At 55.0% G+C, this 23,505-nt stretch carries 16 protein-coding genes; 10 read left to right on the top strand and 6 right to left on the bottom strand.

What is annotated here, in order from left to right; translation table 11 throughout:
• Positions 1-10 precede the first annotated feature (10 nt).
• The 3 genes from cydC to trxB form a co-directional block, all read right to left on the bottom strand.
• Positions 11-1,732 (bottom strand): heme ABC transporter ATP-binding protein/permease CydC, encoded by a 1,722-nt coding sequence (gene cydC / locus BH712_RS06355; RefSeq protein WP_006809402.1) that lies wholly within the window; start codon positions 1,730-1,732, stop codon positions 11-13.
• Positions 1,732-3,498 (bottom strand): heme ABC transporter permease/ATP-binding protein CydD, encoded by a 1,767-nt coding sequence (cydD, locus tag BH712_RS06350; RefSeq protein WP_006809401.1) that lies wholly within the window; start codon positions 3,496-3,498, stop codon positions 1,732-1,734. The genes cydC and cydD overlap by 1 nt, the downstream gene beginning before the upstream one ends.
• Before the next feature lie 114 nt (positions 3,499-3,612).
• The gene (gene trxB / locus BH712_RS06345; RefSeq protein ID WP_006809400.1) at positions 3,613-4,581 is read right to left on the bottom strand and encodes a thioredoxin-disulfide reductase; all 969 of its coding nucleotides are present in this window, start codon (positions 4,579-4,581) and stop codon (positions 3,613-3,615) included.
• A gap of 543 nt (positions 4,582-5,124) precedes the next feature.
• Between trxB and lrp the strand changes: the two genes are divergently transcribed.
• From lrp to BH712_RS06285, 10 genes are all read left to right on the top strand, one after another.
• A complete protein-coding gene (gene lrp, locus BH712_RS06335) occupies positions 5,125-5,619 on the top strand; it encodes a leucine-responsive transcriptional regulator Lrp (RefSeq protein WP_000228469.1) in 495 nt (164 codons plus the stop codon).
• A 135-nt stretch (positions 5,620-5,754) separates the two neighbouring features.
• Positions 5,755-9,417, top strand: a complete 3,663-nt coding sequence (locus BH712_RS06330; RefSeq protein ID WP_006809398.1) for a DNA translocase FtsK 4TM domain-containing protein — start codon at positions 5,755-5,757, stop codon at positions 9,415-9,417.
• Positions 9,418-9,544: 127 nt separating this feature from the next.
• Positions 9,545-10,159, top strand: a complete 615-nt coding sequence (gene lolA / locus BH712_RS06325; protein WP_006809397.1) for an outer membrane lipoprotein periplasmic chaperone LolA — start codon at positions 9,545-9,547, stop codon at positions 10,157-10,159.
• A gap of 9 nt (positions 10,160-10,168) precedes the next feature.
• Positions 10,169-11,512: a replication-associated recombination protein RarA gene (gene rarA / locus BH712_RS06320; protein WP_006809396.1), complete on the top strand. Its 1,344-nt coding sequence runs from the start codon at positions 10,169-10,171 to the stop codon at positions 11,510-11,512.
• Between the two features lie 92 nt (positions 11,513-11,604).
• Entirely contained in the window at positions 11,605-12,897 is a 1,293-nt protein-coding gene (gene serS / locus BH712_RS06315; RefSeq protein ID WP_006809395.1) for a serine--tRNA ligase, read from the top strand.
• Positions 12,898-13,109: 212 nt separating this feature from the next.
• Positions 13,110-15,554, top strand: coding sequence for a dimethylsulfoxide reductase subunit A (gene dmsA / locus BH712_RS06310; protein ID WP_006809394.1), 2,445 nt, complete (start codon positions 13,110-13,112; stop codon positions 15,552-15,554).
• Between the two features lie 10 nt (positions 15,555-15,564).
• The gene (locus BH712_RS06305) at positions 15,565-16,182 is read left to right on the top strand and encodes a DMSO/selenate family reductase complex B subunit (protein ID WP_022647979.1); all 618 of its coding nucleotides are present in this window, start codon (positions 15,565-15,567) and stop codon (positions 16,180-16,182) included.
• Position 16,183: 1 nt separating this feature from the next.
• The gene (locus BH712_RS06300) at positions 16,184-17,047 is read left to right on the top strand and encodes a dimethyl sulfoxide reductase anchor subunit family protein (RefSeq protein ID WP_039273510.1); all 864 of its coding nucleotides are present in this window, start codon (positions 16,184-16,186) and stop codon (positions 17,045-17,047) included.
• Between the two features lie 274 nt (positions 17,048-17,321).
• Positions 17,322-18,470, top strand: coding sequence for an MFS transporter (locus BH712_RS06290; RefSeq protein WP_006809391.1), 1,149 nt, complete (start codon positions 17,322-17,324; stop codon positions 18,468-18,470).
• A 123-nt stretch (positions 18,471-18,593) separates the two neighbouring features.
• Positions 18,594-19,109: an anti-virulence regulator CigR family protein gene (locus BH712_RS06285; protein ID WP_006809390.1), complete on the top strand. Its 516-nt coding sequence runs from the start codon at positions 18,594-18,596 to the stop codon at positions 19,107-19,109.
• 36 nt (positions 19,110-19,145) lie between these two features.
• Here BH712_RS06285 and pflA read toward each other — a convergent pair whose 3' ends face one another.
• From pflA to focA, 3 genes are all read right to left on the bottom strand, one after another.
• Positions 19,146-19,886: a pyruvate formate lyase 1-activating protein gene (gene pflA / locus BH712_RS06280; RefSeq protein ID WP_006809389.1), complete on the bottom strand. Its 741-nt coding sequence runs from the start codon at positions 19,884-19,886 to the stop codon at positions 19,146-19,148.
• A gap of 203 nt (positions 19,887-20,089) precedes the next feature.
• Entirely contained in the window at positions 20,090-22,372 is a 2,283-nt protein-coding gene (gene pflB / locus BH712_RS06275; RefSeq protein ID WP_006809388.1) for a formate C-acetyltransferase, read from the bottom strand.
• Positions 22,373-22,423: 51 nt separating this feature from the next.
• Positions 22,424-23,281: a formate transporter FocA gene (gene focA / locus BH712_RS06270; protein ID WP_017384832.1), complete on the bottom strand. Its 858-nt coding sequence runs from the start codon at positions 23,279-23,281 to the stop codon at positions 22,424-22,426.
• Positions 23,282-23,505: the final 224 nt, after the last annotated feature.

Raw genomic sequence — 23,505 nt, 5'->3', positions numbered from 1 at the left:
CAAATATAGTCTACAGGCGCTGTTTAAACTGGTAGTAGCGACCCTGTTTTGCCAGCAGCTCTGCGTGACTACCTTGCTCAATTATGTGTCCGTTGTCCATCACAATTATCTGATCGAAATTCACCAGTCCGCGAAGACGATGTGTGACCATCAGCACGGTTTTACCTTTCATCACTGTCGCCAGTAAATCAAGGATTTGACTCTCTGTCGTGGCATCCAGTCCTTCTGTCGGCTCATCCAGCAACATCAGCGGCGCATCGTGCAGCAGCGCACGTGCAATAGCCAGACGACGCAGTTCGCCGCCGGAGAGCTGTCGACCGCCTTCACCCAGCCAGCTGTTCAACCCGTCGTCTTCAAGCAGCTTGTGCAGCCCAACCTGCTCCAGCATCGCCCGCAGCGTATCGTCGGAGGCGTCTGGTGCCGCCAGAAGAAGATTATCACGCAGCGTAGCGCTGAACAGATGCACCCGCTGGGGCACGACGCTGACCGTTTTACGCAGGGCCGCTTCGCTGAAACCAGACAGCGGAATGTCATTAAACCGTATCTCGCCCTGCTGCGGGTCCCAGGCGCGCGTGAGGAGTTGCAGAAGCGTCGATTTTCCACATCCCGTACGGCCAAGGATCGCTATGCGCTGCCCGGCATCAACAGAAAGGCTGATCTCTTCCAGCGCGTTTTGCGCCTGATTATTGTAGGCGAAAGTGACGTTGCTGAGCGTGAGCGCGACCTGCTCCGGCACGGCGGTGTGACCGGCGCTGAACGTCACTTCCGGCTCCTGCTCGGCAATATCCGTAATGCGTAGCGCAGAGGCAATAACCTGGCCGAGATGCTGAAAAGCGCCCGTGACCGGGGCTAAAGCTTCAAAAGCGGCCAGGGCACAGAAAACAAACAGCGCAATCAGCGGGCCAGGTTGTGCATTACCGCCCACGCCACCGGAGGCCATCCAGAGCATGGCGATAACGGCAATACCGCCGATTAACATCATCAGCGCCTGAGAGAACGCGGTCAGCTCTGACTGGCGACGCTGGGCTTCATGCCAGTTCAGCTCCGTATTTTCCATGCGGGCGCGGTAGCGTTTGCTGGCGCCAAAAATGGTGAGTTCGGCCTGTCCCTGCAACCAGGCGGTGAGCTGCTGGCGGTACTCTCCGCGCAGACGCGTCAGGTTTTCCCCGGTGGTTTTACCTGCACGATAAAACAGGGGGGGCAGAATAATCAGCGTCATCAGCATGATGCCGCCGAGCGTCAGCGCGATGGGAACATCCAGAAAACTCAACCCCAGCGTCACCACGACAATCACTACAAACGCGCCCACCATGGGTGAAATGACGCGCAGATAGAGGTGATCCAGCGTATCCACATCTGCGACCACGCGGTTGAGTAATTCGCCCTGTCGAAAACGTGCCAGCCCGGCAGGGGAGAGGGGCAGCAGTTTGCTGAAGGTGTAAATACGCAGGTGTTGCAGCACGCGGAAAGTCGCGTCGTGGCTGACCAGACGCTCGAAGTAGCGTCCGGCTGTTCGCGTGATCGCCGTGCCGCGCACCCCGGCGGCAGGGAGCATGTAGTTAAAGCTGTACAGCCCGGCAAAGCCTGCGGCCGCAGATGCGGAGAGGAACCAGCCGGAAAGCGTGAGCAGGCCGATGCTGGCGAGCAGAGTGACGATCGCCAGCACAATGCCGAGCGTCAGCATCCATTTGTGCCGTTTATACAGTGCAAGATAGGGAAGCAGGGCGCGCATCAGATATCCTCCTGACGGTTCGCCAGCAGGGTCGCAAACGGCCCCTGCGCGGCAACAAGCGCGGCGTAATCGCCTTGCTCAACAATGTGTCCGTTTTCCATCACCCAGATCTGATCCCAGTCGGCAATACCTTCCAGCTGGTGGGTCACCATCAGTGTGGTTTGCTGGCGTGAGGCTGCATTAAGCGCATCCATCACGCGCTGCTCGCTGTGAGCGTCCAGACTGGCCGCGGGTTCATCAAGCAGCATTAGCGAACAGGGGTTTAGCAATGCACGGGCAACCGCGACGCGCTGTGCCTGGCCTACTGACAGCCCGGCAGACTGATCGCCAATGACGGTATCGACACCCTGCGCAAGCAGCGGCAGAAACTCGCTGACCCAGGCGCGGTCGAGGACCGATTGCAGCTCATCTTCACGCGCATCTGGCCGTGCCAGCAGCACATTCTCGCGCAGCGTCGGGGCAGGCAACTGAGGGTTTTGACCCACCCAGCTTAGCTGTTTGCGCCAGGCATCAGGATCAAGTTCGCGCAGCTCCGTTTTGTTGATACGCAGCGACCCGGTATACGCCATAAAACCTGACAGCGCATTCAACAATGAGCTTTTACCTGAGCCGCTGGTACCCACCAGCACCACACGTTGTCCGGCAGGCAGGGTAAAGTTCAGCGGACCGGCCAGCACTTTGCCTTCAGGGGACAGAACAGAAAAATCCTGTGCTTCAACGATCACCGGATCATTCGTATTCAGCGTCACTTCACCACGCTCCGGATGCGCCAGTGGCGTTTCCAGGAAGGTTTTCAGGCTGTCGGCAGCACCCACCGCCTGCGCTTTGGCATGGTAAAAGGTGCCGAGATCGCGAAGCGGCTGGAAAAATTCCGGGGCCAGGATCAGCGCCAGGAACCCGGCGGAAAGGGTTACCGCCGTACCGTAGTGGCCGAAATCCAGCGCGCCGAGGTAGGAGAAACCAAAGTAAACCGCCACCAGCGCAATCGACAGGGAAGTAAAGAATTCGAGCACGCCAGAAGAGAGGAAGGCCATGCGCAACACTTCCATGGTGCGCTGACGAAAATCCTGCGACGCCAGGCGAATGTTTTCGGTTTCCGCTTCACCACGACCAAAGATCCGCAGGGTTTCCATTCCGCGCAGACGGTCCAGGAAATGACCGCTCAACCGACCCAGCGCCAGGAAGTTGCGACGGTTTGCATCTGCCGCGCCCATGCCGACCATCGCCATAAACAGCGGGATCAGCGGGGCGGTGCCCAGCAGGATCAACGCCGCCACCCAGTTAACAGGGAAGATAGCGATAACGATCAGCAGTGGCACAAAAACTGCCAGCGCCATCTGTGGAAGATACCGCGCGTAGTAATCGTGCATATCATCGATTTGCTCAAGGATCAGCGTTGCCCAACTACCGGCCGGTTTGCCCTGGATCCACGCAGGACCGGCTTCAGAAAGCCGGTCGAGCACCTTGCGGCGGATCTCATAGCGGATGTGCTGCCCGGCATGGAACCCAACCCGCTCGCGCAGCCAGACCACCCACGCACGCAGAACAAAAACCAGCACCAGAACGATAAACGGCAACAGCAGCGCTTCGCGCGGGATGTTCTCCATGATCATATGATTGAGAATGCGGGCCAGCAGCCATGCCTGGGCAACAATCAACAGACCGCTGATAAAACCCAGAATGCGGGAGATCATAAGCCAGCGGCGGGACAGAACGCTTTGCTGTTTCAGCCAGCGTGTTAACTCTTGTTGACGGGTTTTTTCCATTGCGTACTTTGCAGGTGACGTTATAAGAAATTAGACATCTGCATGTTACACGTGAGCAAAAATAAAGGCGACCTGTGGCCGCCTTTATTTACGTTTGTTACTGACTTGTAAAGATTATTTACCTTGTTCAGCCAGTCCATCCAGATAGCGTTCTGCATCCAGCGCGGCCATACAGCCGGTGCCCGCAGAGGTGATCGCCTGGCGATAAATATGGTCCATCACGTCACCTGCCGCGAAGACACCTGGAATGCTGGTCTGGGTGGCGTTGCCGTGAATGCCAGACTGCACTTTGATGTAGCCGTTCTCCAGCTCCAGCTGGCCTTCGAAGATAGCCGTGTTCGGGCTGTGACCAATTGCCACAAACAGGCCCGCCACGTCCAGCGTTTCGACGTTATCGGTGTTCTGGGTATCACGGATACGCAGTCCCGCCACGCCCATCTGATCGCCGGTCACTTCTTCCAGCGTACGGTTGGTGTGCAGCACAATGTTGCCGCTCGCCACTTTGTCCATCAGGCGTTTGATCAGGATTTTCTCCGCGCGGAAGGTGTCGCGACGGTGGATCAGGTGCACTTCTGAGGCAATGTTTGCCAGATACAGCGCTTCTTCCACAGCGGTGTTGCCGCCACCGATCACTGCAACTTTCTGGTTGCGATAGAAGAAACCGTCGCAGGTGGCGCAGGCTGACACGCCGCGGCCTTTGAACGCTTCTTCAGACGGCAGGCCGAGATAGCGGGCAGAGGCGCCGGTGGCGATGATCAGCGCATCGCAGGTGTACTCGCCGCTGTCACCCGTCAGGCGGAACGGACGGTTCTGCAAATCCACTTTATTAATGTGGTCGAACAGAATTTCGGTTTCGAATTTGGTGGCATGCTCATGCATGCGCTCCATCAGCAGCGGCCCGGTCAGGTCGTTCGGGTCGCCCGGCCAGTTTTCCACTTCCGTGGTGGTGGTCAGCTGACCGCCTTTTTCCATCCCGGTGATCAGTACCGGTTGCAGGTTAGCGCGTGCAGCATAGACCGCTGCGGTATATCCCGCAGGTCCAGAACCAAGGATTAGCAGCTTACTGTGTTTGGTCGTGCCCATGAGATCCCCATTGTTGTTGGCAGGCAATGGGCTGGATTGTAGGGAATTTGTTGCCGTAAAAAAAGAGCACGACAGTTTTGCTTCCGATATATGCAATAGACGCGCCCTATGGGTCATAGGCGGTCACATCACGTCTGCTACTGAAAACTGCGCGTTTATAAGGCAATAAAATGAGGATTAATACCCCTCCGTAATGAATATCCGGCATCTTGTACTAAAAATCGATGTTTTGCTTTGACAATCCCCTGCGCTTTTGCGAAAACATTCAAGGAAGAAAAAAAGACGCACGAACTGCATGTCGCATAGACATGCACGGAAATGCCATTTTTACCGGGTCAGTGAAATCTACGCATGGTGTGGACAGACGCCATACGTGATGTCTGTGACTGCTTTCGGGCAACGGTCTTCTTACCGCAGAACCCGAATCCACATCGCGTCTAATACATAACCAGGCGATGTGATGAATAACGGGTACAGGCTCTGAACAGTGATGTGCACAGGGTCCAGGCAGGAGTAGGGAAGGAATACAGAGAGACAATAATAATGGTAGATAGCAAGAAGCGCCCTGGCAAAGATCTCGACCGTATCGATCGTAACATTCTTAATGAATTGCAAAAGGATGGGCGTATTTCCAACGTCGAGCTTTCAAAACGTGTGGGACTTTCCCCGACGCCGTGCCTTGAGCGTGTGCGTCGACTGGAAAGACAGGGTTTTATTCAGGGCTATACGGCTCTGCTGAACCCGCATTATCTGGATGCCTCACTTCTGGTATTTGTTGAGATTACTCTGAATCGTGGTGCGCCGGATGTGTTTGAGCAATTTAACGCCGCTGTACAAAAACTTGAAGAAATTCAAGAGTGTCATCTGGTTTCCGGTGATTTTGACTACCTGTTGAAAACCCGTGTGCCTGATATGTCCGCCTACCGTAAGCTGCTGGGTGAAACCCTGCTGCGTCTGCCAGGCGTGAACGACACCCGTACTTATGTGGTGATGGAAGAGGTCAAACAGAGCAATCGTCTGGTTATTAAGACGCGCTAACACGGAACAGGTGCAAAATCAGTGTAGTTTGATTACACTCCTGTTAATCCATACAGCAACAGTGCCGGGGAGTCCCGGCGCTGTTGTCCGTTTTAGCACACAGGCAGGACATGCCTGATACCTGGAGAGCCTTTCTTGAGCCAGGAATACACTGAAGACAAAGAAGTCACATTATCTAAGCTAAGCAGCGGACGTCGTCTCCTTGAGGCGTTACTGATTGTTATTGCCCTTTTTGCCGTCTGGCTGATGGCTGCCTTACTCAGTTTCAACCCCTCGGATCCCAGCTGGTCGCAAACCGCATGGCATGAGCCTATCCATAACTTAGGTGGTGTTCCCGGCGCCTGGCTTGCGGACACGCTCTTCTTCATTTTCGGTGTGATGGCCTATACCCTTCCCGTCATTATTATTGGCGGATGCTGGTTTGCATGGCGTCATCGACAGAACGACGACTACATCGATTATTTTGCCGTTTCGCTGCGTCTGATTGGCGCCCTGGCGCTGATCCTCACCTCCTGTGGGCTGGCGGCGATCAATGCCGATGATATCTGGTATTTCGCCTCTGGCGGGGTGATTGGCAGCCTGTTAAGTTCCGCGCTGCAACCGATGCTTCACAGCAGCGGCGGCACGCTGGCGCTGCTCTGTATCTGGGCGGCGGGACTGACGCTGTTTACCGGCTGGTCCTGGGTGAGCATTGCCGAAAAAATCGGCAGCTTTATTCTGACTCTGCTCACGTTTGCCAGCAATCGCACCCGTCGCGACGATACGTGGGTCGATGAAGACGAATATGAAGATGAGTATGAAGAAGACGATGCGCCTGATGAGCGTCGTGAATCTCGTCGCGCGCGTATTCTGCGCGGTGCTCTGGCGCGCCGTCAGCGCGTTGCTGAAAAATTTGCTAACCCGTTAGGCCGTAAAACGGATGCCGCGCTTTTCTCCGGCAAGCGTATGGATGAAGACGAGCAGATTGAGTATCGCGGTGCGGCCGTCGATCCTGATGACGTGCTGTTCTCTGGTCATCGAGCCACGCCGGGTGAGTATGACGAATACGATCCGCTGTTGAATGGTCATTCCGTGACTGAACCGGTAGCCGCTGCTGCTGCCGCAACGACGGCTGCGCAGGCCCATGTTGCGCCTGTTGAAGCCGTCATGCCGTCCTCGCCTGTTCCGGCACCAGAGTCCGCGATCCAGCAACCGCAGGTAGACTGGCAGACTGCGCCAGGCGTCCATACGCCTGAACCGACCATTGCGCCGGAGCCTGAAAGCTATATCTCTGTGCAGCAGGAACAGTGGCAGCAACCGTATCAGCCGCCTGAGCCTGCCAGCGAGCCGCAACAACCGTATCAGGCTTATACGCCCGAACCCGCTGTATCTGAACAGCCATACGTTGCGCCTGCGCCTGAACCCGAAGCGGTGGAGGAAGCGAAGCCATCCCGTCCGCCATTGTACTATTTTGAAGAAGTGGAAGAGCGCCGCGCCCGTGAGCGCGAGCAGCTTGCCGCCTGGTATCAGCCCGTGCCTGAGCCGGTGCAGGAGCCTGTTGCAAAAGCGCCTTCTGCGAGCGTTGCACCTGTAGACCCCACGCCAGCCGTTGCGTCGGGAGCTGAAACCGTGAAGCAGGCAACGGCAGCCGCTGCCGCGTCCGCTCCGCTGTTCAGCCCGGTAACTGACGGTGCGCCGCGTCCTCAGGTGAAAGAGGGCATTGGTCCACAATTGCCGCGCCCTAATCGCGTGCGCGTACCGACGCGCCGGGAGCTGGCCTCTTATGGCATTAAACTGCCTTCCCAGCGTATGGCGGAAGAGAAAGCCCGTGAGTCCGACTACGAAGATGATGCCGACGAACTGCATCAGGATGAGCTGGCGCGTCAGTTTGCCGCCCAGCAGACTCAGCGGTATGGGAACGAGTACCAACACGATGTTCATTCTCAGCAGGATGAGGATGATGCTGCCGAAGCGGAATTAGCGCGTCAGTTTGCGGCCACGCAACAGCAACGTTATTCCGGTGAACAGCCTTCGGGTGCAACCCCGTTCTCGCTGTCAGATTTTGAATTTTCACCGATGAAAGATCTGGTGGATGACGGGCCGAGCGAGCCGCTGTTTACGCCGAGCGTGATGCCGGAAGCGGAACCGGTGCATCAGTCGCCAGCGCCACAGGCTTATGCGCAGCCACAACAGCCAGCGCTACAGGCTTATGCTCAGCCGCAGACGCCTGCCCAACCGCCGCAGCCGCAGTACCAGCAGCCAGCACCACAGCCGCAGGAAAGCCTGATTCACCCGCTGCTGATGCGTAACGGAGACAGCCGCCCGCTGCAACGCCCAAGCACGCCGCTGCCATCGTTGGATCTGTTAACGCCGCCGCCAGCAGAAGTGGAGCCGGTTGACACCTTTGCCCTTGAGCAGATGGCCCGTCTGGTTGAAGCACGTCTGGCTGACTTCCGTATTAAAGCGGATGTGGTGAACTACTCACCGGGTCCGGTGATCACCCGTTTCGAACTGAACCTGGCGCCGGGCGTAAAAGCGGCGCGTATTTCGAATCTGTCCCGCGACCTGGCGCGTTCTCTGTCCACCGTGGCGGTACGCGTAGTGGAAGTGATCCCAGGCAAGCCTTACGTTGGTCTTGAGCTGCCGAACAAGAAACGCCAGACCGTCTACCTGCGTGAAGTTCTGGATAACACCAAATTCCGCGATAACCCATCCCCGCTGACCGTGGTGTTGGGTAAAGATATCGCTGGCGATCCGGTGGTTGCCGATCTCGCGAAGATGCCGCACCTGCTGGTTGCGGGTACCACTGGCTCCGGTAAATCGGTCGGGGTGAACGCCATGATCCTCAGTATGCTCTACAAAGCGCAGCCTGAAGATGTGCGTTTCATCATGATCGACCCGAAAATGCTCGAACTGTCCGTCTACGAAGGTATTCCGCACCTGTTAACGGAAGTGGTAACCGACATGAAGGACGCCGCCAACGCATTGCGCTGGAGCGTCAATGAAATGGAGCGTCGCTACAAGCTGATGTCGGCGCTGGGCGTGCGTAACCTGGCCGGTTATAACGAGAAAATCGCCGAGGCGGCGCGCATGGGCCGTCCGATTCCGGACCCATACTGGAAGCCGGGTGACAGCATGGATGCCCAGCATCCGGTGCTGGAAAAACTGCCTTACATCGTGGTGCTGGTGGATGAATTCGCCGACCTGATGATGACCGTTGGCAAGAAAGTGGAAGAGCTGATTGCGCGTCTGGCACAGAAGGCGCGTGCCGCGGGTATCCACCTGGTGCTGGCAACACAGCGTCCGTCCGTCGACGTTATCACCGGTCTTATTAAGGCAAACATCCCGACCCGTATCGCCTTTACCGTGTCGAGTAAAATTGACTCGCGTACTATCCTTGACCAGGGCGGTGCAGAGTCGCTGCTGGGGATGGGTGATATGCTCTATTCCGGCCCGAACTCCACCTCGCCGGTGCGTGTCCACGGTGCGTTTGTTCGCGACCAGGAAGTGCATGCCGTGGTGCAGGACTGGAAAGCGCGCGGACGTCCGCAATACGTTGACGGCATCACCTCCGACAGCGAAAGCGAAGGCGGCGGCGGTGGTTTTGACGGCGGCGAAGAGCTGGATCCGTTATTCGACCAGGCGGTTAATTTCGTCACCGAAAAACGTAAAGCGTCCATCTCTGGTGTGCAGCGTCAGTTCCGCATCGGCTACAACCGCGCGGCGCGTATTATCGAGCAGATGGAAGCGCAGGGTATCGTCAGCGAACAGGGGCATAACGGTAACCGTGAGGTGCTCGCGCCACCGCCGTTTGATTAACCTTCAGCGATTGCAAAGAAGGGTAAATCAGCAAAAATTAAGCATATTCTTCTGTCGCCTGCCTTCGGGCAGGTCCAGAATAGAAACGGAACCCCCATATCGGGAAGACGTATTTTAAGGAATAACAATGAAAAAAATCGCCATCGCCTGTGCATTACTCTCCAGTTTTGTTGCCAGCAGCGTCTGGGCTGATGCAGCCAGCGACCTTAAAAGCCGACTGGATAAAGTAAGCAGCTTCCACGCCAGCTTCACGCAAAAAGTGACTGACGGCAGCGGCAACGCGGTGCAGGAAGGTCAGGGGGATTTGTGGGTCAAACGCCCGAATCTCTTCAACTGGCATATGACCCAGCCGGATGAAAGCGTTCTGGTGTCTGACGGTAAAACCTTATGGTTCTACAACCCGTTTGTTGAGCAGGCGACCGCTACCTGGCTGAAAGACGCGACCAGCAATACGCCCTTTATGCTCATTGCCCGTAACCAGTCCAGCGACTGGCAGCAGTACAACATTAAACAAAACGGTGATGAGTTTGTCCTGACGCCAAAAGGCAGCAACGGTAACCTGAAACAGTTCACCATTAACGTGAGCAGCAACGGTACTATCAATCAGTTTGGTGCGGTTGAGCAGGACGATCAGCACAGTAGCTATCAGTTGAAGTCTCAGCAAAACGGCGCCGTTGATGCATCGAAATTCACCTTTACCCCGCCGCAGGGCGTAACGGTGGACGACCAACGCAATAAGTAAGAGGCATGAGTGAGCAACCTGTCGCTCGATTTTTCAGATAATGCGTTTCAACCTCTGGCCGCCCGTATGCGGCCAGAAAATTTAGCGCAGTATATTGGCCAGCAACACCTGCTGGCTGCGGGGAAACCCTTGCCGCGCGCTATTGAGGCGGGGCATCTGCACTCCATGATCCTCTGGGGTCCACCCGGAACCGGTAAAACCACCCTCGCTGAAGTGATCGCCCGTTACGCCAATGCAGACGTTGAGCGGATTTCTGCGGTGACGTCGGGTGTAAAAGAGATCCGCGAGGCGATCGAGCGGGCGCGGCAAAACCGCAATGCCGGGCGTCGCACCATTCTGTTTGTTGACGAAGTCCACCGCTTCAACAAGAGCCAGCAGGATGCGTTCCTGCCGCACATTGAAGACGGTACGATTTTCTTCATCGGCGCAACCACGGAAAACCCATCGTTTGAGCTGAACTCGGCGCTTCTTTCCCGTGCGCGCGTGTATCTCCTTAAATCCCTGACCACGGAAGATATCGAAAAGGTTCTGACGCAGGCGATGGAGGATAAGGCGCGCGGCTACGGCGGGCAGGATATCGTTCTGCCGGACGACACGCGGCGGGCGATTGCAGAACTGGTTAACGGCGATGCGCGCCGGGCGCTGAATACGCTGGAAATGATGGCCGACATGGCCGAAGTGGACGATGCCGGAAAGCGGGTGCTGAAGCAGGAGCTGCTGACCGAAATAGCCGGGGAGCGCAGCGCGCGCTTCGATAATAAAGGCGACCGTTTTTATGACCTGATCTCTGCATTACATAAATCCGTGCGCGGCAGTGCCCCGGATGCGGCGCTTTACTGGTACGCGCGTATCATCACCGCCGGTGGCGATCCGCTATATGTCGCACGTCGCTGCCTGGCCATTGCGTCGGAAGATGTCGGCAATGCCGATCCGCGCGCCATGCAGGTCGCTATCTCCGCCTGGGACTGCTTTACCCGCGTCGGACCTGCGGAGGGGGAGCGTGCCATTGCGCAGGCGATTGTCTATCTGGCCTGCGCGCCGAAAAGCAATGCGGTGTATACCGCCTTCAAAGCGGCGATGTCGGACGCGCGCGAGCGCCCGGACTACGATGTGCCCGTTCATCTGCGCAATGCGCCAACCAAACTGATGAAAGAGATGGGTTACGGGCAGGAGTATCGCTACGCCCATGACGAACCCAACGCCTACGCCGCCGGGGAAGAGTATTTCCCGCAGGAGATGGCACAAACCCGCTATTATCACCCCACAAACAGAGGTCTTGAAGGCAAGATTGGCGAAAAGCTCGCCTGGCTTGCCGGACAGGATCAAAATAGCCCTATAAAACGCTACCGTTAGTTCAATCGTTGCGGTAATGTTGGCAATATATCTCTGTGGCCGCAGGCTGTGGTCACTTTTTCCTCTTTTAATTCGATAAGCACAGGATAAGCATGCTCGATCCCAATCTGCTGCGTAATGAGCCAGACGCAGTCGCTGAAAAACTGGCACGCCGGGGCTTTAAGCTGGATGTAGATAAGCTGCGCGCTCTTGAAGAGCGTCGTAAAGTTTTGCAGGTACAAACTGAAAATCTGCAAGCAGAGCGTAATTCTCGATCGAAATCCATTGGCCAGGCGAAAGCGCGCGGGGAAGATATTGAGCCATTACGCCTGGAAGTGAACAAACTGGGTGAAGAGCTGGATCAGGCGAAAGCTGAACTGGACGTTCTTCAGGCTGAAATTCGTGATATCGCCCTGGCGATCCCGAACATTCCTGACGACAGCGTGCCTGTCGGCAAAGACGAAAACGACAACGTTGAAGTGAAACGCTGGGGTACGCCTCGCGAGTTTGACTTCGAGGTACGCGATCACGTGACGCTGGGCGAAATACATGCGGGCCTGGACTTTGCGGCTGCGGTTAAGCTGACCGGTTCTCGTTTCGTGGTAATGAAAGGTCAGATTGCCCATCTGCACCGTGCGCTGGCGCAGTTCATGCTGGATCTGCATACCGAGCAGCACGGCTACAGCGAAACCTACGTTCCGTATCTGGTTAATCACGATACGCTGTACGGTACAGGCCAGCTGCCGAAATTTGCCGGCGATCTGTTCCATACCCGTCCGCTGGACGAGGAAGCTGACAGCAGCAACTACGCGCTGATCCCAACCGCGGAAGTGCCGCTGACCAACCTCGTGCGTGATGAGATCATCGACGAAGACGATCTGCCAATCAAACTGACCGCGCACTCTCCGTGTTTCCGCTCTGAAGCGGGTTCTTACGGTCGTGATACTCGCGGTCTGATCCGTATGCACCAGTTCGATAAAGTTGAAATGGTGCAGATCGTTCGTCCGGAAGAGTCTATGGACGCGCTGGAAGAGATGACCGGTCACGCAGAGAAAGTGCTGGAGCTGCTCGGCCTGCCATATCGCCGTATGGCGCTGTGCACCGGTGACATGGGCTTCGGCGCCTGCAAAACCTTCGACCTCGAAGTGTGGGTGCCAGCGCAGAACACCTACCGTGAAATCTCCTCCTGCTCTAACGTCTGGGATTTCCAGGCACGCCGTATGCAGGCGCGTTGCCGCAGCAAGTCTGACAAGAAAACCCGTCTGGTTCATACCCTGAACGGTTCTGGTCTGGCTGTAGGCCGTACGCTGGTTGCTGTGCTGGAAAACTACCAGCTGGCTGACGGACGTATTGAGATCCCTGAAGTGCTGCGTCCTTACATGAAAGGTCAGCAGTTCATCGGTTAATGATTTTGCACTTACGCACAAAAGCGCCTTCGGGCGCTTTTTTTATCCCTCTGAATTGATACGACGCAATACCTCCTCACTCTAAAGTAGTAATACTTCTCCGAATGAAAGTTAGCATAAAACACCAATAACGTAGTAATTCGTTATATATAAAACTACATAGCGGTTTGCGCCGCCTCTCTTTTCTTTGTGAGCAACCAAAGTGAGTCTTTATGAAAATCAAAGCGCCTGAAGCGTTTATGGCTGCCGAGGTCACTCGCCGTGGGTTGATGAAAACCACGGCAATAGGTGGTCTGGCGGTTGCCAGCAGCGCCTTTACGCTCCCTTTTACCCGTCTGGCGTCGGCGGCGGAGGCTCTGTCTCCCGCTTCAGCCCCGGAAAAAGTGGTGTGGAGTGCCTGTACCGTTAACTGTGGTAGCCGGTGTCCCCTGCGTATGCATGTTGTGGACGGTGAAATCAAATATGTCGAAACCGACAATACCGGGGACGATAACTACGAAGGGTTACATCAGGTTCGTGCCTGTCTGCGCGGACGCTCAATGCGACGTCGCGTCTATAACCCGGATCGTCTGAAATATCCGATGAAGCGTGTCGGTAAGCGTGGGGAAGGGAAGTTCGAGCGTATTAGCTGGGACGAAGCCTACGATATCATCGCCACCAACATGCAGCGTCTGATCAAAGAGTATGGCAACGAATCCATCTACCTGAACTACGGCACCGGGACGCTGGGCGGCACCATGACCCGCTCCTGGCCACCCGGTAAGACGCTTGTCGCCCGTCTGATGAACTGCTGCGGCGGCTATCTCAATCACTACGGTGACTACTCTTCCGCACAGATTGCCGCTGGCCTGAACTACACCTACGGCGGCTGGGCTGACGGTAACAGCCCGTCCGATATCGAAAACAGTAAACTGGTGGTGCTGTTCGGTAATAACCCGGGCGAAACGCGCATGAGCGGCGGCGGGGTAACATATTATCTTGAGCAGGCGCGCGCCAAATCTAATGCCCGCATGATCATCGTCGATCCGCGCTATACCGATACCGGGGCAGGACGTGAAGACGAGTGGATCCCCATCCGGCCGGGCACGGATGCTGCGCTGGTAAACGCGCTGGCGTATGTGATGATTACAGAAAATCTCGTCGATCAGCCATTCCTGGATAAATACTGCGTTGGTTACGACGAGAAGACCCTGCCAGCCAGCGCACCGGCGAACGGGCATTACAAAGCCTATATACTTGGTCAGGGCAGCGACGGTATAGCGAAAACCCCTGAGTGGGCGTCCACCATTACCGGTATTCCGGTTGAGCGTATTGTTCAGCTGGCGCGTGAAATTGGTTCAGCAAAACCGGCTTATATCAGCCAGGGCTGGGGTCCACAGCGTCACGCGAACGGCGAAATTGCCACCCGCGCTATTTCTATGCTCTCTATCCTGACCGGCAACGTCGGTATTCACGGCGGTAACACTGGCGCGCGTGAAGGTTCATATGAAGTACCGTTTGAACGTATGCCAACGCTGGATAACCCGGTTCAGACCAGCATCTCCATGTTTATGTGGACTGACGCGATCGAACGCGGCCCGGAAATGACCGCGCTGCGCGACGGTGTCCGGGGCAAAGACAAGCTGGACGTGCCGATCAAAATGATCTGGAACTATGCCGGTAACTGCCTGATCAACCAGCACTCTGAAATCAACCGTACCCATGAAATTTTGCAGGACGACAAGAAGTGCGAAATGATTGTGGTGATCGACTGCCACATGACTTCGTCGGCGAAGTATGCCGATATTCTGCTGCCAGACTGCACCGCGTCTGAGCAGATGGATTTCGCGCTGGACGCCTCCTGCGGCAACATGTCCTACGTGATCTTTACCGACCAGGCCATCAAGCCGCGCTTCGAGTGCAAAACCATCTATGAGATGACCTCCGAGCTGGCGAAACGTCTTGGCGTTGAGCAGCAGTTCACCGAGGGACGCACGCAGGAAGGGTGGATGCGCCATCTGCACGAACTCTCTCGTAAAGCGATTCCTGACCTGCCGGACTTCGACACCTTCCGCAAGCAGGGCATGTACAAGCAGCGTGACCCGGAAGGGCATCACGTGGCGTATAAAGCGTTCCGTGAAGATCCGCAGGCGAATCCGCTGACCACGCCGTCAGGCAAAATCGAGATCTACTCCGAAGAGCTGGCAAAAATTGCCGCAACCTGGGAATTACCGGAAGGGGACGTTATCGATCCACTGCCGATTTATACCCCTGGTTTCGAAAACTACAACGATCCGCTGACGAAGAAATTCCCGCTTCAGTTGACCGGTTTCCACTACAAAGCGCGTGTTCACTCCACCTACGGCAACGTTGATGTACTGAAAGCGGCCTGCCGACAGGAGATGTGGATCAACCCGATGGATGCGAAAGCGCGCGGTATCAGCAATGGCGATCGCGTACGTATCTTCAACGGGCGTGGCGAAGTGCATATCGAAGCTAAAGTGACGCCGCGCATGATGCCTGGCGTTGTCGCGCTGGGGGAAGGGGCCTGGTATAACCCGGATGCGAACCGTATCGATCAGGCGGGCTGCATCAACGTTCTCACTACGCAGCGTCCGTCGCCGCTGGCGAAGGGCAACCCATCCCACACAAACCTCGTTCAGGTTGAAAAGGCGTAAGGAGTAACCGATGACAACCCAGTATGGATTTTTTATTGATTCCAGCCGCTGCACCGGGTGCAAAACCTGCGAGCTGGCCTGCAAGGATTACAAAGACTTAACCCCGGACGTCAGCTTCCGCCGTATTTATGAATACGCGGGCGGCGACTGGCAGGAGGACAACGGCGTCTGGCATCAGAATGTCTTCGCCTATTATCTGTCGATTGCCTGCAACCACTGCGAAGATCCGGCCTGTACCAAGGTCTGTCCGAGCGGGGCAATGCACAAGCGCGACGACGGTTTTGTGGTGGTGAACGAGGATGTCTGCATCGGCTGTCGCTATTGCCACATGGCCTGTCCGTACGGCGCGCCGCAGTACAACGCCGCCAAAGGCCACATGACCAAGTGCGACGGCTGCCACAGCCGCGTGGCGGACGGCAAAAAGCCCATCTGCGTCGAGTCCTGCCCGCTGCGCGCGCTGGACTTTGGCCCGATTGAGGAGCTGCGCAAAAAACACGGCCAGCTTGCTGCCGTCGCGCCGCTGCCGTCTGCGCACTTCACGAAGCCGAGTATTGTGATCAAACCTAACGCCAACAGCCGTCCGACGGGTGACACCACCGGCTACCTGGCAAACCCGAAGGAGGTGTGAGATGGGAAGTGGATGGCATGAATGGCCGCTGATGATCTTCACGGTATTTGGACAGTGCGTGGTGGGCGGGTTTATCGTGCTCGCGCTGGCGCTGCTGAAAGGTAATCTCAATGCCGAACAGCAGCAGCGTCTGGTACTGAGCATGTTTGGCCTGTGGGTGCTGATGGGGATTGGCTTTATTGCCTCCACGCTGCACCTGGGGTCGCCGATGCGCGCGTTCAACTCCCTGAACCGCGTGGGCGCCTCCTCGCTGAGTAACGAGATTGCCAGTGGCGCCATTTTCTTCGCCGTGGGCGGGCTGGGGTGGCTGCTGGCAGCGCTGAAAAAGCTGCCGTCAGGGTTACGTGCATTGTGGCTCATCGTCACCATGGTGCTGGGCGTTGTTTTCGTCTGGATGATGGTTCGGGTGTACAACACCATCGATACGGTTCCGACCTGGTACAGCGTGTGGACACCGATGAGCTTCTTCCTGACGATGTTTATCGGCGGGCCGCTGCTGGGTTATTTGCTGCTGCGCGTGGCAGGTGTGAGTGGTTGGGCGATGCGCCTGTTGCCCGCGATCTCGCTGCTGGCGCTGGTCGTCAGTACCGTCGTGGCGCTGATGCAGGGAGCGGAGCTGGCGACCATTCACAGCTCTATCCAGCAGGCTTCGGCGCTGGTGCCGGATTACGGTTCGCTGATGGCCTGGCGCGTGGTACTGCTGACGGCGGCGCTGGTGTGCTGGATTGCTCCTCAGCTTAAAGGTTACTCGCCTGCGCTACCGTTGCTGTCACTGGCCTTTGTGCTGGTGCTGGCCGGGGAGTTGATCGGTCGCGGCGTCTTTTACGGTCTGCATATGACGGTCGGTATGGCTATCGCCAGCTAATTTTAGATTTTGTTATAAAAAGCCGGGACATAGCGCCCGGCTTTTCTTTTTTCATTCATGAAATTTTTCGACTGATGTTTCGTTGTAAAAATTCCCGGAAATAAATAAAAACAAATAGATAATTAATATCAGTAGCAGGCTTTGCATTAGCAGGATGAGTTTTTTAAATCGACGTGGTGCATATTGTGCGTGACGCCAGAACCGGTGGATTGACTTTGTTTTTGCCAGTGGCATGATGCGCACGAAATCTGAACTTCCTCACGGTTTTTAATCCATGACCACCTATACCCGCCCGGTGCTTTTGTTGCTCTGTGGCCTGCTTTTGCTGACCCTGGCGATCGCGGTGTTAAACACACTCGTCCCGCTATGGCTCGCCCATGAAAACTTACCGACCTGGCAGGTGGGTATGGTTAGCTCGTCCTTTTTTACGGGCAATCTGCTGGGCACCTTATTAACGGGCGGCCTTATTAAGCGCTTTGGTTTTAACCGCAGTTATTACCTGGCGTCGCTGATCTTTGCCGTCGGCTGTGCCGGGTTAGGCCTGATGGTCGGCTTCTGGAGCTGGATGGTATGGCGTTTTATTGCCGGTGTCGGCTGCGCCATGATTTGGGTGGTCGTTGAGAGTGCGCTGATGTGTAGCGGCACATCCCGCAACCGCGGACGCCTGCTGGCGGCTTATATGATGGTTTACTATGTCGGTACCGTACTGGGACAACTGATGGTCAGCAAACTGCCAACCGACCTGATGAGCGTGCTGCCGTGGGTGACGGGCATGGTGCTGGCTGCGATCCTGCCGCTGCTCTTTACCCGCATTGTGAATCAAAACAGCGAACACCAGGAAGCCACGCACGTGTGGCCAATGCTGAGACTGCGCCAGGCGCGTCTGGGGGTTAACGGCTGCATTATCTCCGGGATTGTGCTGGGCTCGCTCTATGGCCTGATGCCGCTCTGGCTTAACCATCAGGGGGTCAGTGATTCCGGGATTGGTTTCTGGATGGCGGTGATGGTCAGCGCCGGGATTGTCGGGCAATGGCCGATTGGTCGCCTGGCGGACCGCTTTGGTCGGCTGCTGGTGCTGCGCGTTCAGGTTTTTGTGGTGATCATGGGCTGTCTCGCCATGCTCAGCAACGCCGCGATGGCACCTGCGTTGTTCATTCTGGGTGCGGCAGGTTTTACGCTCTATCCGGTCGCAATGGCCTGGGCCTGTGAGAAAGTAGAACATCACCAGCTCGTGGCAATGAACCAGGCGCTGTTATTGAGCTATACGATCGGCAGTTTATTAGGGCCGACGTTTACCGCGATGCTGATGCAGAATTATTCCGATAATTTACTGTTTATCATGATCGCCAGCGTATCGTTTATCTATCTCTTAATGCTGCTGCGTAAAGTGGGCGAACATCCAACGCCAGTGGCACATGCCTGATTAATAAAAAGCCTGTCATCGACAGGCTTTTTTGTCCCTGTCACATATAAGACTTTTACGTATTGTTTGTTTTTCCCGCCTGGCGATAATTCAAATGAGTTCTACCACTAAAAGGCAGCAATCATGTCTACACGTCGTTTTTCCACTACCGCACTTGCCGTAGTGTTGTCTTTAACGTTTGCAACGGCTCCGGTCATGGCTAACCCTGGCAACGGGAATGGCGGTGGTCACGGTAACGGTGGCGGACAGGGTAATAGCGGCAATCATGGTAATTCCGGTAACCATGGTAATAAGCAAAATGGCGGTCAGGATAACCCGGGCAAATCGGACAAGAGCTTCAAAAGCAGCAAAGATGTCGGGAATGATGTGGATGCTCGCGTGAGCTTTGATCATGCGCGCCATCTGGCACTGAATTACGGCTTAACGGGCTATGACTCTCTGCCTCCAGGTATTGCGAAAAACCTGGCGCGCGGTAAGCCACTGCCTCCGGGTATTGCGAAGAAAACCGTGCCAGCCTCTATGCTGGGCCAGCTTCCTTCCTACCCGGGCTATGAATGGCGCGTGGTGGGTGACGATCTGGTCTTAATTGCGCTGAGTACGGCAATTGTGACTTCCGTTATTAACGGCGTATTTAAATAGAATATAATAAGGCCCGGTATTCACCGGGCCTTCTCTTTAATACATGACCTTGTGGCCATACTGCTCAAGGATACCTTTGACGCGCTCCATCGTCTCTTTTTTCGGCGGCTTCACGCCATCAAGCTTGTACTCTTCACCCATCGCCACCCATTTATGTTTACCCAGTTCGTGATAGGGCAGGAGTTCAATTTTCTCCACGTTCCCCATATCACGGGTAAATTCACCCAGACGATGCGCGGAATCATCATCATCTGACCAGCCGGGAACAACCACGTAGCGGATCCAGGTCTTGACGCCTTTGTTGGCAATGTATTTGGCAAATTCCAGCGTACGGTGGTTCGAGACGCCAACCAGATTCTGGTGGATCTCATCGTTCATCTGTTTGAGATCGAGCATGACCAGATCGGTCACTTCAAGCAGTTCATCAATAACCGGATCGTAACGGCGCACAAAGCCGTTGGTGTCGAGACAGGTATGAATACCTTCTTTACGGCAGGCACGGAACCAGTCGCGGACAAACTCAGCCTGAAGGATAGCTTCACCGCCAGATGCCGTCACGCCACCGCCGGACGCGTTCATGAAGTGGCGATAGGTCACCACCTCTTTCATCAGATCTTCAACGGTGACTTCTTTGCCACCGTGGGTATCCCAGGTGTCGCGGTTATGGCAGTACAGGCAGCGCATCAGGCAGCCCTGGAAGAAAGTAATAAAGCGGATCCCCGGGCCATCGACGGTGCCACAGGATTCAAAGGAGTGAATGCGACCAATAGTTGACATTGCGGTGATATCTCCGAATTTGGCCCATCCGGGGGCCTGTGTAGTTGCACAGCTCAAAGGCTATGTCGAGTCTGTTTTGGCTGTTATCCATAGAGTATAGATAGCGGACAAAAGAGACTGATGAAGCGAGGGTGTTAAAAAGGCCCCACTTGCGTGGAGCCTTTATTGTACGCTTTTTAACGCGTGATTTCAGTCAATTCCACTTACATGGACTGAGTGAAAGTACGGGTGATAACGTCCTGCTGCTGTTCTTTCGTCAGGGAGTTAAAACGTACTGCGTAGCCAGATACGCGGATGGTCAGCTGAGGGTATTTCTCAGGATGTTCCATCGCGTCGAGCAGCATTTCACGGTTCATCACGTTCACGTTCAGGTGCTGACCACCTTCGATGGACGCTTCGTGGTGGAAGTAACCATCCATCAGACCCGCGAGGTTCGTTTTACGTACTTCGTCGTCTTTACCCAGCGCGTTTGGCACGATAGAGAAGGTGTAAGAGATACCATCTTTCGCGTAAGCAAACGGCAGTTTAGCAACGGAGGTCAGAGAGGCAACCGCACCTTTCTGGTCACGACCGTGCATTGGGTTAGCACCTGGGCCGAATGGCGCGCCAGCACGACGACCGTCTGGGGTATTACCGGTTTTCTTACCATACACAACGTTAGAGGTGATGGTCAGAACAGACTGAGTCGGGATAGCGTTACGGTAGGTAGTGAGTTTCTGAATTTTCTTCATGAAACGTTCTACCAGGTCAACCGCCATGTCATCAACGCGAGAGTCGTTGTTACCGAACTGCGGATATTCGCCTTCGATTTCGAAGTCGATCGCCAGACCATCTTCGTCACGAATTGGTTTAACTTTCGCATATTTGATTGCAGACAGGGAGTCAGCCGCAACGGACAGACCTGCGATACCACACGCCATGGTGCGAACGACGTCACGGTCGTGCAGCGCCATCAGAGAGGCTTCGTAGCTGTACTTGTCGTGCATGTAGTGGATAACGTTCAGCGCGGTCACGTACTGCTTCGCCAGCCAGTCCATGAAGTGGTCCATGCGCTCCATGACTTCGTCATAGTTCAGCACGTCGCCTTTGATAGGTTCAGACTTAGGACCAACCTGCATTTTCAGTTTTTCATCAACGCCGCCGTTGATTGCGTACAGCATGGTTTTCGCCAGGTTTGCACGCGCACCGAAGAACTGCATTTGCTTACCAACAACCATTGGGCTTACGCAGCAAGCGATAGCGTAGTCGTCGTTGTTGAAGTCAGGACGCATCAGGTCATCGTTCTCGTATTGCAGAGAAGAGGTGTCGATGGACACTTTAGCGGCGAATTTCTTGAAGTTCAGAGGCAGTTTTTCAGACCACAGAACGGTGATGTTCGGCTCCGGAGAAGGACCCATGGTGTACAGGGTGTTCAGGAAGCGGAAGCTGTTTTTGGTAACCAGAGTACGGCCATCTACGCCCATACCGCCGATAGATTCGGTTGCCCAGATTGGGTCACCAGAGAACAGTTCATCATATTCTGGGGTACGCAAGAAGCGAACCATACGCAGTTTCATGACCAGGTGGTCAATCATTTCCTGAGCGTCTTGCTCGGTGATTTTACCTGCTTTCAGGTCACGTTCGATGTACGCATCCAGGAAGGTGGATACGCGGCCGAAGGACATTGCTGCACCGTTCTGAGACTTAACAGCGGCCAGGTAGCCGAAGTAGGTCCACTGGATAGCTTCCTGAGCGTTGGTCGCAGGACCAGAGATATCGCAGCCGTATTTAGCCGCCATCTCTTTGATCTGACCCAGCGCACGGTGCTGTTCAGCGATCTCTTCACGCAGACGGATAGTCGCTTCCAGGTTTACGCCGTTTTCCAGGTCAGACTGGAGAGAGACGAACTGTGCGTATTTGTCTTTCATCAGGAAGTCGATACCGTACAGCGCAACGCGACGGTAGTCACCGATGATACGACCACGGCCATAGGCATCTGGCAGACCGGTCAGAACGCCAGATTTACGGCAGTTCAGAATGTCTTTGGTGTAAACATCGAATACGCCCTGGTTATGGGTTTTGCGGTATTCGGTGAAGATTTTTTTCAGCATTGGGTCCAGCTCGCGGTTATACGCTTTGCAGGAACCTTCAACCATTTTGATACCACCGAACGGGATAATTGCGCGTTTCAGTGGTGCTTCAGTTTGCAGACCAACGATTTTCTCAAGGGCTTTGTTGATGTAGCCAGCATCGTGAGAAGTGATGGTAGACGCAACGGAGGTGTCAAAATCAACTGGCGCGTGAGTGCGGTTTTCCAGTTTAACGCCTTCCATTACGCTGTCCCACAGCTTGGTGGTTGCGTCAGTCGCACCAGCCAGGAAGGATTCGTCACCTTCATACGGGGTATAGTTTTTCTGAATGAAGTCACGGACGTTGACTTCATTCTGCCAGTCACCTTTCGCAAAACCTTCCCAGGCTGTGGCTAACTTTTCATTAAGCTCGGACATGTAACACCTACCTTCTTAAGTGGATTTTTTATTTACTGCCTGAGACAACCATTAATGATGATCGCCGCCACGCAGGTAAATGACCCAGTATGTCAACCCAACTAACAGACCCCCACCGATAATGTTCCCGATAGTGACGGGGATCAGGTTATCAGTAATAAAGTTCATAATAGTCAGGTGTGAAAAACTTTCCGGGGTTGAACCAACGGCGGTCCAGAACTCCGGGCTTGCAAAGTTGCGGATAACAATCCCCATCGGGATCATGAACATATTCGCAATACTGTGCTCAAAGCCGCTGGCAACAAACATCGCAACCGGCAGAACCATAATCATGGCTTTATCCATCAGGCTACGACCAGAGTAGCTCATCCAGACCGCCAGGCAGACCATCAGGTTTGCGAGGATGCCGAGAGCAACGGCTTCGATAAATGTATGGTGCATTTTGTGGTCGGCGGTTTGCAGGACGTTAAGCCCCCAGCCGCCGTTGGCGGTCATGTACTCGCCAGAAAGCCACATCAACAGAACAAAGAGCAGACAGCCAATCAGGTTGCCAACGTAGACGTTGAGCCAGTTGCGCCCCAGTTGACCCCAGGTAATTCTTCCGCTGGCTTTTGCCACAACAATCAACACCGTCGAGGTGAAGAGGTCGGCGCCGCAGATGACGCAGAGAATCAGGCCCAGTGAGAAGCAAATACCGCCAATCAGTTTCGCTATGCCGAAAGGCATCCCGGCCGTGCCGGTAGTGGCTGTGATATAGAAGACGAAAGCGATGGAGATGAACACCCCAGCCGTAATGGCCAGAAAGAACGTCGTCATCGGATGTTTCGTTGCTTTGTAGACACCCGCTTCTTCGGCAACTTTCGCCATCGCAGCGGGGAGTAATAGATCAAAAGGGTTGTCAGCTTTCACACTAACTCTCTCTTTATTAAGTCGGCGACGAGATACTAACAAAGCATTATAGAAGAGAAATTGATATAGATCATATCTCGCCTGGCTTATAGGCCCGCAATGTGTATGGTTTTACAACAAAAGCGGAGTAAGTATTTGATTATCCGTAAAAAAATAAATTTTAAAAGTTATGAAAAGAGTTGAATTTTTTCCTTCAGCCTCCTGTTGGACAGTTAATTAAAATG

Source organism: Enterobacter hormaechei ATCC 49162 (genome assembly GCF_001875655.1).
In the GTDB taxonomy this organism is placed as follows: Bacteria; Pseudomonadota; Gammaproteobacteria; order Enterobacterales; family Enterobacteriaceae; genus Enterobacter; species Enterobacter hormaechei.
Note: the sequence above shows the minus strand (reverse complement) of the source record. Positions and strands in the feature narration are given on the sequence as shown.